Here is a 16,469-nt window from a genome sequence, read left to right as displayed (position 1 = left end):
TCTCCTTGAGTCCTTACGCTTTGACGACTGCGCCGAATTTACAGGTGTTGAAGCACTCGCCGCACTTCAGGCACTTTGACTGGTCGATCGTATGGCGGGTTTTCTTCTCGCCGGTGATGCAGTTCGCCGGGCACTTGCGGGCGCATGCGCCGCAACCGATGCACTTCTCGTTGATTTCGAACACGACGAGGTGCTTGCACTTGCCCGCGGCGCATTTCTTGTCCTTGATGTGCGCGACGTATTCGTCCTCGAATTTCTTGATCGTGGAAAGAGTCGGATTGGGAGCCGACTGTCCGAGCGCGCACAGCGAGCTCTTCTGCATCGCGAATCCGATTTCCTTGATTTTATCGAGATCTTCCATCGATCCGTTGCCCCGGGAGATTTTCTCCAGAAGCGAATGAATTTGATGCGTTCCGATCCGGCAGGGCGAGCACTTGCCGCAGGATTCGTCCACGCAGAACTCCATGTAGAACTTCGAAACGTCGACTACGCAGTCGTCTTCGTCCATGACGATCATTCCGCCTGAGCCCATCATGGAGCCGAGCCGGGTGAGCGCGCCGAAGTCGATCGGAGTGTCGAGGGCTTCTTCCGTCAGGATTCCGCCGGAAGGACCGCCGGTCTGAACTCCCTTGAACTTCCTTCCGTTCTTGATGCCGCCGCCGATTTCGAAAATGATTTCGCGGAGGGTGGTTCCCATCGGAACTTCGACGAGGCCGGAGTTTTTAACCTTTCCGGTCAGCGCGAATACCTTTGTTCCTTTGGAGTCGGCCGTTCCGATTTTTCCGAACCATTCGGCGCCTTTATTGAGAATGACCGGGATGTTCGCCCAGGTTTCAACGTTGTTGATGATCGTGGGTTTTCCCCAGAGTCCGGACTGCGCGGGGAACGGGGGCTTCGGCGTGGGCATTCCGCGCTGGCCTTCGATCGAGCGGAGAAGAGCTGTTTCTTCGCCGCATACGAAGGCTCCGGCGCCGAGGCGGATTTCAATGTCGAAATCGAATCCGGAGCCGAGAATGTTCTTGCCCAGAAGTCCTGCTTCGCGGGCCTGGTTGAGCGCTATCTTGAGGCGGTCTACGGCGAGGGGATATTCTGCGCGGATGTAGACGAAACCGGTGTTTGCTCCGATCGCCTTTCCGCAGATGGTCATCGCTTCGATCACCGAGTGGGGATCGCCTTCGATGGTGGAACGGTCCATGTACGCGCCCGGATCGCCTTCGTCGGCGTTGCACACGACGTATTTAACGTCGCCTGCGGCCTTGAGGCCGGCTTCCCATTTCAGTCCGGTGGGGAATCCGGCGCCGCCGCGGCCTCTCAGACCGGAAGCCTTGATTTCGTCGACGATCTGCTGGGGAGTGAGGGAAAAGAGAGCCTTTTCCAGGGCGAGATATCCGTCGCGGGCGATGTATTCTTCGATATTCTCGGGATTGATGACGCCGCAGTTGCGCAATACGATGCGGAGCTGCTTCTGGTAGAACTCGATCTCTTCTACCTGATTAGCTTTCTTGTCCTTGTTGTAGAGGAGGCGCTTTACTTCGCGTCCCTTTACGATCTGTTCCTCGATGATTTCCTTGGCGTCGGAGGGCTTTACCTCGACGTAGAAGGAGTCTTCGGGCAGAACCTTGACGATCGGACCTTTTTCGCAGAATCCGAAGCATCCGGTCTTTACGATCTGGACTTTATCATTGACTCCGGCCTCTTTGGCCGCGGTCTGAAGGGTGTTGAATATATTGTCCGCTCCGCTGGATTCGCATCCGGTTCCTCCGCAGACAAGTATGTAGTGGGTGTATGCCATTGTCTTTTGCTCCTTACTTCTTCAGAATGTCCACGGCAGGACGGTCCAGAATGCGCTCGTTGAGAAGTTCCTTTTTCATCAGGTGCTTTTCCACGATTCCGCGGGCCACGGCGGCATTGACTCCGCCGTAGATGATGCTGGGCATTCCGGGCATGATCACTTCGACGGTGGGTTCGTTCTGGCACAGGCCCATGCAGCCTGTCTGGCGGATGATGACGTCTCCGCCCATTCCCTTGTCGTCCAGTTCCTTCACGAAGGCGTCGAGTGTTTCTTTCGCGCCCGCGGCGATTCCGCAGGTTCCCATTCCCACCACGATCTGGGCGATTTTATCATCGGTATCGCGCTTTTTAATCTGCTGTTGGGTAGATTCCCTCAGCTTGCGCAGGTCTTCCAGCGACATTTTAGCCATGTTATTCCTCCATTGATTCCAGATATGTTCCGAGAAGCGCGAGAGCGTTCGCATCCGTAAAGGAGCCCGCTTCCGCGAGTCCGAGAGCCTCCAGCAGCTCCGACCTCCGCACCTCGTACGATGTTTCGTCCCCTGCGTCCGTTTTCCGGGTGCGCCTGACTATCATCTCGTACGAGCCTTCGAGAGTCAAAACCTGCCGAATGAATCCGGCGACACTGCCGACCGGCGGCGTGTCTATGTTCGTCGGATCGAAGGCGCTTTCGAGAAGCGTTCCCCTTCCTTTTTCCGAACTGATGTTCCAGGTTCCGCCGGTGCTTTCGGCAGTCTGGATTAAAAACGGTATTCCGAGTCCGATTTTTCTGCCGGGATGCTTGATCCCGTCGGTGTAAAACGGATCCGAGGCCTTTTGCAGTTCTTCAGCCGTCATTCCCTTTCCGTCGTCCTTCACTCGAAAGCCGATGCGGGCGGGGCTCTGGTCCAGCTCCACTGTGATAGTCCGGGCGCCTGCTTCGACCGCGTTCTGGGTCAAATCGCTGAACATATCGCAGAGCGTGAAGTGCATGAGCCTATTCTGTCTTGTATTTGGCGATGACTCCGTCGATCTGGTCGCGGGTCAGCTTGCCGTATACGTCGCCGTTGACGGATAGAACGGGAGCGAGACCGCAGCAGCCGATGCAGCGCACGGGCTCGACGGAAAAAAGACCGTCTTCCGTGGTGATCTGCTCGCCGGAGAGGCCGAGCATGCTCTTGCACTCATCGATCAGGTCCTGGCCGCCCTTGAGATAGCAGGCGGTTCCGAGGCAGACGGAAATTCTGTTCTTTCCGGGTTTAACTGTCTTGAAGAAGTGATAAAACGACATCGTCCCGTAGACCCGGGCCAATGGATTTCCTGTGCGGCCCGCTACTTCCATAGCGGCTTCCTTGGAGATGAACCCTTGCTCTTCCTGAACCCGGTGAAGGATCATGATAAGATTGCCCGGTTTCGTCTTCCATTCGTCGATAAAAGCATTGAGTTCGTTCGAGAACTCGCACGCTGTAGCCATGTAAAAACCCCCAATTTACACTCGATAAAATTATATCGATATATGCTTCGAGTATTGTACTAATAAGACAAGATATTTTCAATCCGTTAAGCGCGGGCGAATTTCATCTGCTTCAGTCCAGTACTATTCGTCCATTTTAGCACGATATGGAAAATTGTGGGAAAACTCTTTGTAAATGAGGCGGTTTTCAAGGGTGTTTGTCGCGAGCTTCTCCGGCAAGTTCGGAGAAGCCGCGCGCAGAAATCGTTACCAGCGCATGTCGAGCGTGATTGGTTCGGAAAGGACCAGCAGATCGACGAGCGGAATCGTGCAGACTATCGCAGAGTTCAGTTTTTTGTATTGGAGTCCGGCACTGGAACCGGTGACGGTCATCGGGGCCGGGGCGCGGATGGTGAAGCTCAGTGCGGAGTTTTCAAGATCGCCGGCGACGGTTTTTCCGTAGGCGGAAGCGATGATGTCGACGTATTCTTCGCGATCGAGCTCTTCTCCGGTGAACGCCGGCGCCATCAGGAGTTCGAGGAAATCCAGGGTTTCCGGCGGAAAGACGGCGAAAACGGCGGAAAGGTTATCTCGGGAGAGGGAAAGCGAGGCCGTCTTCTTGTCATGGTCGACGAGAATCGCGTCTCCCGGATATTGTTGCCCCTTTTCCGCGGGAATAGAAAGGCTGAGGGATGCGTTTTGCGCGATTTCCGCGGAGGCCGATTTGAAACCGGCGAGGGCAAGGCTTGTCTGTATCGCTTGGACGTCGAATATTCCTCTGTCCCCGCCGGTTCCGGTAAACCGTTCAAGGGTTTTTTCCGCGTTCGGGGAAATCGTCATCTGAAAATCAATGCGCGCGCCGCCTTCGGGTTTCAGGGTAAGCGTTGCCTGTGGGGCGCATGCCGATAAGGCGGCGCAGGCGAGAGCGATGCAAAAGAAAGCGGCCGTTTCGATGTTTTTATAGATCATAATAGAGGCTTACCCCCGTGCCGAATCTGAATCCGGTGCCGCTAGTATCGTCGGGAAACCATGAGTATTCGGCCGACTGCCAAAAGCTGATCCGTTGTCCAAGCAGCGCCGCCGGCGGCGAGTTCCATCCCAGACCGATGATGCCGGGGAATTGCGGCGACGAATCGAGCTCGTCGTCCGCCGCAAGGTGTATCTGCGTGCCGATGAAGAACTTGAATCCGGTGGAAGTGCCGATCGACGCGGTCAGGGGAATGCTGAGCGATCCGGTCCTGGCGTCCGCCGCAAAGCCCGCTCCGAGTCCCGGATAGACGGAAACGCCTTTCACCCAGGCGATGTCCGCGTTGACCGAGCCGCCGCGAAAAAATGGAACACCCGGCATCATATCCCACAGGCCGGCGCCGGTAAGCGTAACGCGGAAGCCTGCGCGACCTTCGAAGGGGATGCCGGCGAACATGCTCTGTCCGCCGCCGGTCCCGCTATCTTCGGTATTCTGCGCGGCGCGCGTTTCCGGAAGCGCTCCCGGTTCCGCCCGTCTGAGGTTATCCGGCGGCAGGAAGCGGCCCGCGTAGAGATAGTGCTTCTTCCAGTAGTTTTCCTGCAGATCGGATATGATGACTCCGGTTTTCGGGCCGTCCGAGGCGGCATGGATGAAGGAGCCGGCTCCGAGATATATTCCGACATGGTTGATTCCAGAGCCCGAGCCGAAAAACAGGAGGTCTCCCGGTTCGCGCGCGTCGTTCGCGATCCGCGTCGTCCATTCGGCGATCGTCGCGGCCGTTCTGGGAGTAGCAATTCCCGCGCCTTCGTTCGCCGCTGCCATTACGAGCCCCGAGCAGTCCATTCCGGCGCGCGATGCGCCTCCGAGACGGTACGGAGTGCCGAGGTAGGTTCTCGCGCTCCTGACGAACAGATCCCTCGTTTTCAGCTGTCCTTTTTCCGCCGCCGCGAGAGCCTGGGAGGCGAGCGGCTGGGAACCGAACAACAGTATGATGAAGCCGGCCGCGAGCATCGATTTGATCGGTTTTTTTATGGTAATATGCAACCCTGAAAATGTAATGTGTGTCATACTTATTGTCATACTAATACACTCCCGTTTTTTTTATAAGAGGTTATTATGAAATTGATCGAACGCAGTCCCTGGGCCTTTCTTGACTCCTGGCGCGGAAAGACTTTCACCGGCGAGTGGCCGACCCTTCCTGAGATGTTTTCCATAACGGTCGAGAGATACGGTTCCCGGCCCTGTTTTACCGTTTTCGAAAGCGAGCGCATCACCCTTACATACAACGAAGCGCTGGCAAAGGTTAAAACTCTTGCGGCATGGCTTCATGAAAACGGCGTGAAAAAGGGCGATCACGTCGCGGTATCCGGAAAAAACTCTCCCGAATGGGCGGTGACGTATCTGGCGACTCTGTACGCGGGAGCGGTCGTCATTCCGATAGATTACGGCCTGCACGATCACGAAATTGAAAACCTTTTAAAGGCTTCAGATCCGGCGTATTTCTTCGTCGACGAGGAAAAGCACGAGCATTTTGTCTCTCTGAAGTCCTCCTGGAAGGTGATGTCGCTGAGCAAAAAGGATCCCGGAGCCTATCCGTACAATCTGCAGCCCAAGAATCTCGAAGCGGCTCTCTCGTCCATCGTTCCTGCCGGAGAAGAGGACCTTGCTGCGATCATGTTTACTTCCGGTACGACGGGCACTCCGAAGGGAGTCATGCTCACCCATCGAAACCTGGTTTCAGACTGCTATATAGCCCAGTCGAATCTTTCCATATATGCCACCGACGTCTTTTACGCGCTTCTGCCCATCCATCACTCCTATACCATGCTCGCCGTATTCATCGAAGCGATTTCCGTGGGAGCGGAAGTGGTGTTCGGAAAGAGCATGGCGGTTTCACGCATGCTCAAAGAGCTCCGCGAGGGCAAGATCACCATGCTTCTCGGAGTGCCCCTGCTTTTCAACAAACTCCTTGCCGGCATCATGAAGGGAATCAAGGACAAGGGTCCCGTAGTCTACGGCCTGATGAAATTCCTCATGGGCGTTTCCTATCTCGTCAAAAAGATCACCGGGAAAAATCCTGGAAAGAAAATTTTCCACGCAGTTCTCGACAAGGCCAGTCTTGCGACGCTGCGCATCGCGATTTCGGGCGGCGGACCGCTCGCCGCGAGCGTGTTCCGGGTGTACAACGAACTCGGCATCGACTTCATCCAGGGTTACGGCTTGACCGAAACGTCCCCGATCGTCGCCCTGAATCCCGTCGAGAATTTCAAGATAGACAGCGTCGGCCGGTATTTTCCTCCCCATATGGAGATGAAAATTCTCGATCCGGACGAAAACGGCGTCGGAGAGGTCGCGATAAAGGGGCCGATGGTCATGAAGGGCTATTACAAAATGCCCGAAGCGACCGCCGATGTGTTCACCGACGACGGCTGGTTCAAGACAGGCGACCTCGGACGTCTCGACGACGAACATTATCTGTATCTGTGCGGCCGGGCGAAGAATATGATCGTTACCGAAGGCGGTAAGAACGTGTATCCCGAAGAAATCGAGAACGCGTTCCAGCTGTATTACAACGACATCGAACAGATCACCGTTCGCGGATATCTGATGGACGCCGAGACCAAGAGCGAAGGCATCGAGGCCTTGGTGTATCCTGCCGACGACTTGCTGAAAAGGCTTAATGTCATGCGCGGAACCCCCGAGGCGGAAGATCCGGTGCGAACCGCCGTCGACGACATTGTCGAGCGGGTGAACAAGGGCCTGCAGCCGTATCAGAGAATCAGCAAAACCACGCTGATCCCCGAGCCGTTGGAAATGACCACGACCCGAAAGGTGAAGCGCGCGTATTCGAACTAAGATTTGCGTATCAGCATTTAACGGGGCCGCCTCGCAAGGGCGGCCCGTATTGTTTCCATGTCGACGCGCCCGTCCGCGCGGAGCAGGGGGGCGTCTGCGATGTCGAGGTCGAAGGGTCTTCGCGCCAGATGTTCGATGTAGTGCGCGTCGCTCGAGGTGATCAGCGGATACCCGCGCGTATCGAGCTCCCGAGCCGCCGGCTCCGATAGCGGAAGGCGCACCAGTTCGAGCGCGTCCCAGTTTCCTTCCGGAATAAAGCCGAGCTGGCTTACGAGGGAGAAGGCCGGGCGGTCCGCATGAGCGGGGACGGCGATGCCTCCGAGTTCATGGACCCGGTCTGCGAGCTCGTCTATTCCGATATCGGCGCTCGTCACCAGGTATTTTTCAACCTCTCCCAGGATATCCTCGTTCTCGTCGACGTAGACCTGGTCGCCCATTTTGCCGGGATTGTTGGGCACGGGCGGCATAACGGCATAGAGCTCTTCACCGAGCTTCAGGGCTGTTTCGGGTTCTGCAAACAGGCAGAGCATGTGGCATTCCTCCCGGGTTTGGGCTTCGATGCCGAAAAGCGCGGCAATGCCGGCTTCGCGGCAGGCGACGTCGAAGGCGGGACAGTTGAGCGCGCTGTTGTGGTCGGTGAGGGCCGCGAGGTTAACGCCGCGGGACGCGAGGGTTCCGGCGATCGCGCGGGGTGACATCGACAGATCCCCGCAGGGCGAGAGGCATGAGTGGATATGGAGATCCGCTCTGATAATCATTAAAAATTCCTGCTATGCCTTGAACGCCTGATAGAGTTTGCCGGATACGACGAATTGGCTTTCCTTCGTCAGAAACAGCGCGATTTGTTCTTCCTTCGCCGCCTCCATCATGTCGTCCGGTATCGGGCGGTTGTTGCAGACTACTATCGCGGCGAGGTCCTTCAGCGTGGCGACGGCTACTGTGTTTTTATGCGCCTGAATAGTGACGAGTATCCCGTTGTCCACTGCGTTCGCCATCGCGTCGCTTAAGAGGTCCGTCGTGTAGACGCCCTTGATGTCCCTGTCCGTCCATTCGGTATTGAGGCTTTCCGCCCCCAGATATCCGGCGAGTTCGCTTGTTTTCATGGCGTTGCGCTTCCTTTCAGGTTGAAGATCGCCTGGACGCGGGTTCCTGTGCCCGCTTCAGACTCTATGGTGAAATCGTCCGATACTCGTTTCGTGTTCGGCAATCCCATGCCGGCTCCGAAGCCGAGGGATCTGACCCGCTCGGTCGCGGTGGAGAATCCTTCCGTCATCGCCTTCGAAAGATCCGGTATTCCCGGTCCGATATCGACGGCTTCTATGACCAGGCGGTCCGGAGTGATGGAGTACTTCATCGTTCCGCCTTCCGAGTGCACGACCTGGTTTATCTCAAGCTCGTAGCTCGCGATCCCGATGCGGCGGGTGATCGCCGGGTCTATGCCGAGCCCTTTGAGTATTTTCTTTACCTCTGTCGAGGCGCGGCCCGCGATTTCGAAATTGAACGGTTCGGTCTTGAACTCGACTATCCTGCATCCTGAATCAGGCTCGGCCGCGTTCATTTTACCTTCCGCGATCGATGCGGCGTCTTCGCTTTGTATCCGTCCGATTTCCTTGTTGAGAGCGACCAGCAAGGTCGAGATCACGTCCGATGCGGTGACTATGCCGACCAGTTTGGAATCCTTGTCCAGAACGGGAAAGCGGCCGAAAGAGTATTTGTTGAAGTACGATACGCAGAAGGAAAGGGACATGGTGTCCTGGAGGACGATCACCTTTGTGGTCATGTGGAGGCTTGCCGGGTCGTCCATCCATCCTTCGTCGAGGGCGGTTATTATGTCGTCCATCGAAACGATGCCGAGAAGCGTTCCCTGGTCGGCTATGGGTATGCCGGTGATCCTGTTTTTCCTCATGACTTCGCGGATGTCCCTCAGCGATTCCGAGGGCTTTCCGGTGAGGATGTGGTGCGTCATGACGTCGCGCACCTTGAGTTGAAACAGAATCTCCAGAACCGCTTCCGGCGAATTATCCTGATGTATCGGTATTGCAAGCATATGCGCTTAAGTATACTACACCCCGGTTCATGCGTACAGAAAAGTCCGGATAAGCGGGTTCTTAGAGCACGAATTCTTCGAGAAAGTCCGCGATTCCGTCGTCGTCGTTCGATCGGCGGGTGCAATATGCGGCGAGATCCAGTATTTCCTTTCTTCCGTTGCACATCGCGACGCTCTGTCCGGCGTATTTGATCATGGATTCGTCGTTCATGCTGTCGCCGAAGGCCATTACTCTGTCCCTCTCGAGGCCGAGGATGTTCTCCGCGATGTGTTTGAGCGCTTCGCCTTTGCCGCAGTTGAGGGGAAGGAGTTCCAGAAAGTATGGTTTGCTGACGAAGATGGTCGCCCTGTTTTCGAATATCACCTTGAATTCGGCTTCCACGGGGACGATGTATTCGGGGTCTCCGGGTATTACGAGCTTGTAGGCTCCTCTGCGGAGAAGCTCCTCGTAATCGGCCGGCACGACGGGTTTGAGTCCTGAAAGCTTCCAGTCGCGGTCGGAGAATTCTGTTTCTTTTGAAACGTGGATGATGTCGTCTTCGTAGATATGGCAGGAAAGGCCGGCGTCCTTGACCAGTCGGAACGCTTCTATGGCGATGTCTTCCGGGAGAAAGTGTTCGAGAACGGTTTTTTCAGTATCGGATGCGATGATCTCCGCCCCGTTGTTGCAGACCATGAAGCTGTTCGCCCGGTCGATTCCGATCCGTTCCGCGTATTGCCGCATTGCTCCGGGAGATCTCCCCGACGCGAGGATGACAGTTATGCCCTTTTCCATGGCAATTTTCAGGTCTGCTACCGTGCGGTCTGAAATGGTGAGATCGTGGCGGAGAAGGGTGTCGTCCAGGTCCATTGCGATGATGCCGGGTTGTAGTTTCATGGGTCGTATACTACTTTTTTTTTATTTTTTGGAAAAGAGACGATTGAGATATTGCATTGTTATGCATTTATATGCATTATGATTGTATATTTATGCATACAGCGCAGGTGCTGGGGGCGATCCCTCATCTGCTATCGGATCTCCCCGCAGGACGCGCGAGGAGAGTTGTATGGATTTTCAAACGCTTTTGAACTGGTTATGGGTGACGGTCGCCGCCGCGTTGGTCTTTTTTATGCAGGCGGGCTTCGCCATGGTTGAGTCGGGAATGACCCGGAGCAAAAACAGCATCAATGTCGCGGTGAAGAATCTCACCGATCTGGGCGTGTCTCTTTTGGTGTTTTGGCTTTTCGGCTTTGCGTTGATGTTCGGAACATCGCGATCGGGCCTTATCGGAACCACTCTGTTCGCTCCCGATTTCAGCGCGTCTGCCTCGACCCTTTCCGCGGGAACACTCGCGGTATTCTTTCTGTTCCAGGCGATGTTCTGCAGCACCTCCGCGACGATCGTTTCCGGGGCGGTGGCGGAACGCATGCGCTATTCCGGCTACATCGTCAGCACCTTTTTCCTTTCGGCCGTCATCTATCCGGTGTTCGGCCATTGGGCCTGGGGAGGCCTCGGCGGAGAGCTTATCAGCGGCGGAGCGGGATGGCTCTCTTCGATCGGTTTCGTCGATTTCGCCGGCTCGACGGTCGTCCACTCGGTCGGCGGCTATGTCGCCTTAGCCTGTCTCATCGTTCTCGGACCCCGCTCCGGCCGGTATTCGGCCGACGGCAAGGCGACGAAGATTCCCGGTTCGAACATTCCGCTTTCAGTCGCCGGCGTAATCGTACTCTGGTTCGGCTGGATCGGCTTCAACGGAGGGAGCACTCTCGCGATGACGGGAGCGGTACCTTCCATCATTCTGCATACTTGTCTTTCCGCGGCCGCCGGCCTCGTCGCGGCTCTTTTCCTCGGCTGGGCCATCACCGGCCTTCCCGACGTGGATTATGTGATGAACGGAGCCCTTGCCGGGTTGGTCGCGATAACCGCGGGCTGCCATGCTGTAAGTTCCCTTGATTCGATCGTAATCGGCGCTGCCGCCGGCGTTGTGATGCTCGCGGCGACAAAGCTGCTGGAAGCCCTGAGAATCGACGACGCGGTCGGAGCGATTCCCGTTCATCTGGCAGCCGGCATCTGGGGAACGCTTGCGGTTGGAATTTTCGGCGATCCTGCGGCTCTCGGCACGACTCCGGCGTTCGGCAGCCAGTTGCTGGTTCAGCTGATAGGAGTCGCGGCCTGCGCGCTATGGGCGTTTCCTCTGTCCCTCGCGTCTTTGTGGGCTTTTAATCTTTTTTTCAAGCTTCGGGTAACTCCCGCAGAAGAGCATATAGGTTTGAACGCCGCGGAGCACGGCGCGGTTACGGAACTCGCCGGCCTGTTTTCCGTTATGGAAGAGCAGTCGAGAACAGGCGATTTATCGCTTCGGGCTCCTGTGGAGCCGTTTACGGAGGCGGGCCAGATCGCCGCCTTGTACAACCGGGTGCTCTCCGGATTGGAGTTGAACACGATCGCGAAGGACGAATATCGCGAAATTTTCAGCAATGTGTCCGACGGGCTTTTTTTGATCGACCCTGCTTTTCGTATTTGTCCGAATTATTCGGCCGCTACGGAGAAGATTTTCCTTTCCAGGAACCTGGAAGGCCGTGACGTGAAGGCGCTTTTCGGCCGGATGCTCGCTCCCGACAAGAGCCGGAGATTCGACGAGTTCATCGGCCTCATGTTCGATCCGTCTCATCACGAGCGATCGATTTCGGCGATGAATCCGCTGCAGGCTACGCATTTCAAGGTGTCCGCCGGGTACGACCGTTATGAAAGCCGTCTCCTCGATTTCAGTTTTTACCGGATATGGGACCGCTCGAAGACGAAGATTGTGCATGTGATGGCGGTCGCCCGCGACAACACCCGGCTCTCTCTCCTGGCGAAGGAGGTCCGGGATTTGCGGGGGAGACTCGATCAGGCTTTACAGCCCCATACTATCGCTTGATTGCTCAAGCAGGGTGTCGAGGAAGTGGTGGCTCGATTGGATGACGCCGAGAATCGCGTGAGTGTCCCGCATGGAGTCGTTCACGTTCTCGAGGGAGACCAGTCCGTCGTTCAGGGCCTGGGCTTCCTCGCGGATCGCTCCGGTTATTTCCGACAACGATTGGCCCGCGGCGTCGATCGTGCGGGCGTTGTCGGAGAAGCTCGTGAGAATGTCGGCGAAGGAGGTCTTGAAACGCGAGAAGAGGTCTACGAAGGAACTCATCTGCTTATTCAGGGTTTCAACGGTGCCCTGGAATTCGCCGATGTTCGATTCTATCTGCTTGGCGAAGTCTCCGGTCTGGGTGGCAAGGGTGCGCACCTCGTTGGCGATGATGCGGAAGCCCCTTCCGACTGTTCCCGCCCGGGCCGCTTCGATCGAGGCGTTGATCGCGAGGATTCCGGTGCGGTCCGATACGTCCTGAATCGACCCGGTAATTCCCGCGACGCTCTGGGTGCGCTGTTTGAGCTCTTCGAAGAGGGTCGCGATCGATCTGGCGTTCGCCGCCGCGTTTTCGATTTCCTTCATCCGTTCTGCGATGCCGTTGTTCATTGTTCCGTTTTTCGCGAGAATCTCTCCCATCATGGAGTCTATTCTGTTCGTGTTGTCGGACGTGCTCCGGCTGGTCGCACGCATTTCCTCGAAGGCGCTGACGATGGTGTTCAAGCCGCTTTCGACCTGGTCCATGGCTTGATCCAGGATGTCCAGCGAATGCAGGGTGACGGAATTGAGAATGATGCTTTTATTGTAGCCGACTACGAACTTGTCTATCGCGTCTTCATAGTTCTGCTCTGTTTCGTGCCGTTCCATAGCAGGCTCCCTTATGAACCGAAGTATTCGTTGAGGCGATCCGCTCCGCAGCGAAGTTCAGAAAGCCAGCCGAGAAAATCCTGCACGGCCTTGCCGCGATAGATTCCTCCGTGCTGGGGCGCTATCATTTCGGGATTCAGGGCTCTCACGATCGAGCACCACTTTTTCACGACGGCGTTCGAGTTCATGTATCGTACGTGGAACCCTTCGATGAGATGTATATTCTGCTTGAAATCGTCGATAAAAAGGGTTTCCTGTCCTTCTCCGAAGACGGCCGCGCCGATGTCTCCGGTAAAGAGGATTTTCGAGCGGGGATCGTAGAGCGAAAATTGACCGGGCGAGTGCATGAAATGCGAAGGCACGAACTGAAGCTCGGTTCCGGATGAGAGTCTCAGCGTTCCGCCCTTGTCTTCTATGGGGAGTACGCGGGAGGTGTCTACAATGCCGAAGTGGGGGAGGAATCGGGTCCACAGCGAAGAGATGTACACCTTCGCCTTGGTGACTCCCAGCCACAGGGCTATTCCCGAAGAGACGTCCGGATCCTGGTGCGAGAAGAAGATAGTGTCGATTTTATCGATCGAGATGAATCGGCTTACCGAAGCGACGACCCGTGAAAAAAGATGGACTCCGCCCGGATCGAGCAGGGTGCCCCTTCCGTTGTCGATGATCAGGTACTGCATTGTCTGGATGACGCCCTTGCGGTATTTATTTTCTGTTCCCAGCCAAATGTATTTATGGTTATCGTCCTCGTAAAGAACCTTGCCGTAGACATCTTTTTCTTCGATCATGCGATTACTCTCCTGTGTCAAGTATACTGTATGTCATGACGGGCGCACAGTCAAATTGTTCCGCCGCCTATTACGCGTTCTCCCTGATAAAAGACGACAGCCTGTCCCGGAGCTACCGCGCGCTGCGGTTCGTCGAACCGGACTATGACCGAGTTGTCGGCGCCGGGAAGAAGCAGGGCTCCCTGATCCTTTTGATTATACCGTATTTTCGCGGTAACCCGCATCGGGCTGTCTATTTTTTCCACCGCGATGAGGTTCAGGTCCCGGGCGACGAGTTCGGGCGTCGAAAGTTCGTGGTTTTCCCCGAGCGTAACCGTGTTGTTTTTCGCGTCTTTCGCGGCGACGTACATCGGTTTGCCGAAGGCGGTCGCAATGCCGCGCCTCTGGCCGATGGTGTAATGCGTGATGCCCCGATGCGTGCCGATTTTGTTGCCCTGAGCGTCGATGAAGTCGCCGCTTTTCGTTTTTCCGGGGCTTCGCCGTTCGATGAAGCCCGCGTAATCGCCGTCCGGAACGAAGCAGATGTCCTGGCTGTCGGGTTTGCGTGCGTTGACGAGGCCCGCGTCTTCCGCGATGAGCCTGATTTCCGCCTTGGTCATTCCTCCGAGGGGGAAGAGAGTGTGGGCGAGCTGGTTCTGGGTCAGACAGTACAGAACGTAGCTCTGGTCCTTTGAAAGGTCTGCTCCCCGCAGAAGGTCGAGCCGGCCGGTTTCGGGGTTTTTCTCGATCCGCGCGTAGTGGCCGGTGGCGACGTAGTCGTAGCCGAGGAGGATTGCCCGTTCGACAAGCTTGTCGAATTTGATGAAGCGGTTGCAGTCGATGCAGGGATTCGGGGTTGCGCCGGCCAGATAGGTATACACGAATTTATCGATCACCTTTTCCGCGAAGAGTTCCTGAAAATTAAAGACGAAGTGCTCGATGCCGAGTTTGTAGGCGACCCGCCGGGCGTCCTGGATGTCGTCGAGCGAGCAGCAGGTGCGGCCCTGTTTTTCCGGTTCGCCGAGGTCTTCGTTCGAGTAGAGTTTGAGCGTAACGCCGGCGACTTCGTGCCCCTGGTCTAGCAGCAGCTTCGCCGCGACGGAGCTGTCTACTCCGCCTGACATTCCGACAAGAATTTTCGCCATCAGATGAGCTCCTTTTCGAGGGTCGGGGAGGCTCCCAGGAAATCCCGGAGAGCTTCGTATTGGACGGCCTCTTGCCCTTCGGGCGGCCGTGTTCCGTCCGGATTGCGCACCGCGCGGATCAGTATGTTTTTTGGCGTATGCGCCATATCGATGAACTCCAGGAGCTGCACCCGGTATCCGCGCGATTGGAGGAGCTCCGCCCGCAGAACGTCCGTGAAGAGGGCCGCCATCCGTTCCCGCACGAGGCCGAAGCGGAACGCCGGACGCAATACGGAGCGTTCTCTCCGGTCGAGGTCTCCGGAAATCTGCGCGTTAAGCTCGTGCTGGCAGCAGGGAACCGACAGAATTCCGCGAGCCTGCCAGCGAACCGCCTTCGCGAGGGCGTAATCGGTGGCGGTGTCGCAGGCATGGAGGGTTATCACGAGGTCGGCTTCCTCTGTCCCCGAGAAGTTCGCGATGTCGCCGACGGAGAAGACGAGGTTTTCGCAGCCGAAGTCCCGCGCGAGGGCGCTGCAGGCCGTAATTACGTCTTCCTTCAGGTCGAGTCCGTATATCCTCACCGGGATTTTTTTCAGTTCGGCAAGATAATACTGCACGGCAAAGGTCAGGTAGGATTTTCCGCAGCCGAAGTCCACGACGACCAGTTCTTCCGCTCTGCGTTCCGCCGGGTTTTCCGGCCAAACGTCGGGGAGGATGTCTTCTATATATTCGAGGAAACGGTTGATCTGGCGGTATTTATCGTACTTCGCGCGGATTATCCTGCCGTCGGCGGTCATGACTCCCAGATGGACGAGGAAGGGAATCGGCTGTCCTTCCGGGAGGATGTATTTTTTTTGCCGGTTATGCGGCTGAGCGGCCGTAGCGGGGGGAACGCAGGCGCACCGGCTTTGGGTCGCCCTCACGGCGGAAGCGTTTGTATCCGGGCAGCAGGCTGATGAATGCGAGCCGGGGCTTTGCGCGCCGCCGGGTGCGGACGCCGCATCGGGGGCGCTCTGCGACGTCTTCCTGATCACGGTGGCCTTGCCCTTCCGGTTCACGAGCAGCTGGAGGCGTCCGGAAGCTGTCAGGAATTCGCCCCGGGTATAGTTTCCGGTTTGCGCGTCGAGATAGTCTTGCAGCTCCGACTCGTTCAGGTTTTTGTGGAAGGCCTTCGATCCGCGGATTTCTTCGACCTGCCACGCTTCTCCCGAGGCGAGCGCGATCTTGCGGACGCGGATCTTGTCCGGGGCCTCTGTCCGGCCGGCAGGGACGGACAGAGTGAGCGAAACAGGCCCCCGTTCCATGATTTCTCGGGTCAGCGATCGTATTTCATCTGTATTCATGGTTATTCCGATAAGCGTTTCAGTCTGGCGATTTCCGCGCAGGCTTCGTACATGGGGAGCGGAGTTGCGAAAAGAATTATGTCCAGGTCCATTGCGAGAGTTCTCATTTCTTCTGTGGGCAGCTTGTCGTTCACCAAAAGCACGGCGGGCGAGCCGACCATGTCAGCGCTTCTGATCGTCTGTTCGGTCGCGAGACTGGTGACCAGCAGGGCTCCGCCTTCGACCGAGACGAGGATGTCGCTCATGAGGTCGCCGGCGAGCACCGAGGAAATCGATAAATCCTGGTAGCCGTCCGGTCCGCATACGATGTGGGCGGGGAGGGTTTCAACCAGATCTCGTATCGTCATGTTTCCAGCCCTCCCTTTTCGTTCGTGAAACGCTTCAAGCTGAAAGATA

At 56.7% G+C, this 16,469-nt stretch carries 17 protein-coding genes; 2 read left to right on the top strand and 15 right to left on the bottom strand.

The window, feature by feature from the left end:
• Positions 1–13: 13 nt before the first annotated feature.
• From K7J14_RS13990 to K7J14_RS13965, 6 genes are all read right to left on the bottom strand, one after another.
• The gene (locus K7J14_RS13990; protein ID WP_230757671.1) at positions 14–1,792 is read right to left on the bottom strand and encodes an NADH-quinone oxidoreductase subunit NuoF; all 1,779 of its coding nucleotides are present in this window, start codon (positions 1,790–1,792) and stop codon (positions 14–16) included.
• 13 nt (positions 1,793–1,805) lie between these two features.
• Positions 1,806–2,201 (bottom strand): (2Fe-2S) ferredoxin domain-containing protein, encoded by a 396-nt coding sequence (locus tag K7J14_RS13985; protein ID WP_230757670.1) that lies wholly within the window; start codon positions 2,199–2,201, stop codon positions 1,806–1,808.
• Between the two features lies 1 nt (position 2,202).
• Positions 2,203–2,763, bottom strand: a complete 561-nt coding sequence (locus K7J14_RS13980; protein WP_230757668.1) for an ATP-binding protein — start codon at positions 2,761–2,763, stop codon at positions 2,203–2,205.
• A 4-nt stretch (positions 2,764–2,767) separates the two neighbouring features.
• The gene (locus K7J14_RS13975; RefSeq protein ID WP_230757667.1) at positions 2,768–3,244 is read right to left on the bottom strand and encodes an NADH-quinone oxidoreductase subunit NuoE family protein; all 477 of its coding nucleotides are present in this window, start codon (positions 3,242–3,244) and stop codon (positions 2,768–2,770) included.
• Between the two features lie 246 nt (positions 3,245–3,490).
• The gene (locus tag K7J14_RS13970) at positions 3,491–4,192 is read right to left on the bottom strand and encodes a hypothetical protein (RefSeq protein ID WP_230757666.1); all 702 of its coding nucleotides are present in this window, start codon (positions 4,190–4,192) and stop codon (positions 3,491–3,493) included.
• A complete protein-coding gene (locus K7J14_RS13965; RefSeq protein ID WP_230757664.1) occupies positions 4,182–5,258 on the bottom strand; it encodes a C40 family peptidase in 1,077 nt (358 codons plus the stop codon). Before K7J14_RS13965 ends, K7J14_RS13970 begins: the two co-directional genes overlap by 11 nt.
• Positions 5,259–5,306: 48 nt before the next feature.
• Here K7J14_RS13965 and K7J14_RS13960 point away from each other — a divergent pair, with 48 nt between their 5' ends.
• Complete coding sequence (locus tag K7J14_RS13960; protein ID WP_230757661.1) at positions 5,307–7,046, top strand: AMP-dependent synthetase/ligase; 1,740 nt, start codon at positions 5,307–5,309, stop codon at positions 7,044–7,046.
• A gap of 17 nt (positions 7,047–7,063) precedes the next feature.
• Here the strand turns inward: K7J14_RS13960 and K7J14_RS13955 are convergent, their stop codons facing one another.
• The 4 genes from K7J14_RS13955 to K7J14_RS13940 all read right to left on the bottom strand — a co-directional run bounded on the left by K7J14_RS13955 (position 7,064) and on the right by K7J14_RS13940 (position 9,970).
• Positions 7,064–7,804: a PHP domain-containing protein gene (locus tag K7J14_RS13955; protein ID WP_230757660.1), complete on the bottom strand. Its 741-nt coding sequence runs from the start codon at positions 7,802–7,804 to the stop codon at positions 7,064–7,066.
• Between the two features lie 12 nt (positions 7,805–7,816).
• Positions 7,817–8,149 carry a hypothetical protein gene (locus tag K7J14_RS13950; protein ID WP_230757657.1) on the bottom strand — a complete coding sequence of 111 codons (333 nt, stop codon included), beginning with the start codon at positions 8,147–8,149 and terminating at the stop codon, positions 7,817–7,819.
• The gene (locus K7J14_RS13945) at positions 8,146–9,093 is read right to left on the bottom strand and encodes a CBS domain-containing protein (RefSeq protein ID WP_230757654.1); all 948 of its coding nucleotides are present in this window, start codon (positions 9,091–9,093) and stop codon (positions 8,146–8,148) included. Before K7J14_RS13945 ends, K7J14_RS13950 begins: the two co-directional genes overlap by 4 nt.
• A gap of 61 nt (positions 9,094–9,154) precedes the next feature.
• On the bottom strand, positions 9,155–9,970 hold the full coding sequence (locus tag K7J14_RS13940) for a Cof-type HAD-IIB family hydrolase (RefSeq protein ID WP_230757650.1): 816 nt from the start codon (positions 9,968–9,970) through the stop codon (positions 9,155–9,157).
• 169 nt (positions 9,971–10,139) lie between these two features.
• Between K7J14_RS13940 and K7J14_RS13935 the strand changes: the two genes are divergently transcribed.
• Positions 10,140–11,993 (top strand): ammonium transporter, encoded by a 1,854-nt coding sequence (locus K7J14_RS13935; RefSeq protein WP_230757647.1) that lies wholly within the window; start codon positions 10,140–10,142, stop codon positions 11,991–11,993.
• On the opposite strand, the gene K7J14_RS13930 is transcribed toward K7J14_RS13935, so the two are convergent.
• From K7J14_RS13930 to K7J14_RS13910, 5 genes are read right to left on the bottom strand one after another with little or no spacing between them, the layout of a single operon-like run.
• Positions 11,970–12,839: a methyl-accepting chemotaxis protein gene (locus K7J14_RS13930; protein WP_230757644.1), complete on the bottom strand. Its 870-nt coding sequence runs from the start codon at positions 12,837–12,839 to the stop codon at positions 11,970–11,972. The two genes, K7J14_RS13935 and K7J14_RS13930, sit on opposite strands and share 24 nt — an antisense overlap.
• An 11-nt stretch (positions 12,840–12,850) precedes the next feature.
• The gene (locus K7J14_RS13925) at positions 12,851–13,624 is read right to left on the bottom strand and encodes an oxygen-binding di-iron domain-containing protein (protein ID WP_408033998.1); all 774 of its coding nucleotides are present in this window, start codon (positions 13,622–13,624) and stop codon (positions 12,851–12,853) included.
• Positions 13,625–13,677: 53 nt separating this feature from the next.
• A complete protein-coding gene (mnmA, locus tag K7J14_RS13920) occupies positions 13,678–14,751 on the bottom strand; it encodes a tRNA 2-thiouridine(34) synthase MnmA (RefSeq protein WP_230757632.1) in 1,074 nt (357 codons plus the stop codon).
• Positions 14,751–16,073, bottom strand: coding sequence for a class I SAM-dependent methyltransferase (locus K7J14_RS13915; protein ID WP_230757631.1), 1,323 nt, complete (start codon positions 16,071–16,073; stop codon positions 14,751–14,753). Before K7J14_RS13915 ends, mnmA begins: the two co-directional genes overlap by 1 nt.
• A gap of 2 nt (positions 16,074–16,075) precedes the next feature.
• The gene (locus K7J14_RS13910; protein ID WP_230757630.1) at positions 16,076–16,420 is read right to left on the bottom strand and encodes a hypothetical protein; all 345 of its coding nucleotides are present in this window, start codon (positions 16,418–16,420) and stop codon (positions 16,076–16,078) included.
• Positions 16,421–16,469 lie beyond the last annotated feature (49 nt).

The organism is Teretinema zuelzerae (assembly GCF_021021555.1).
Classification (GTDB): domain Bacteria; phylum Spirochaetota; class Spirochaetia; order Treponematales; family Treponemataceae; genus Teretinema; species Teretinema zuelzerae.
Note: the sequence above shows the minus strand (reverse complement) of the source record. Positions and strands in the feature narration are given on the sequence as shown.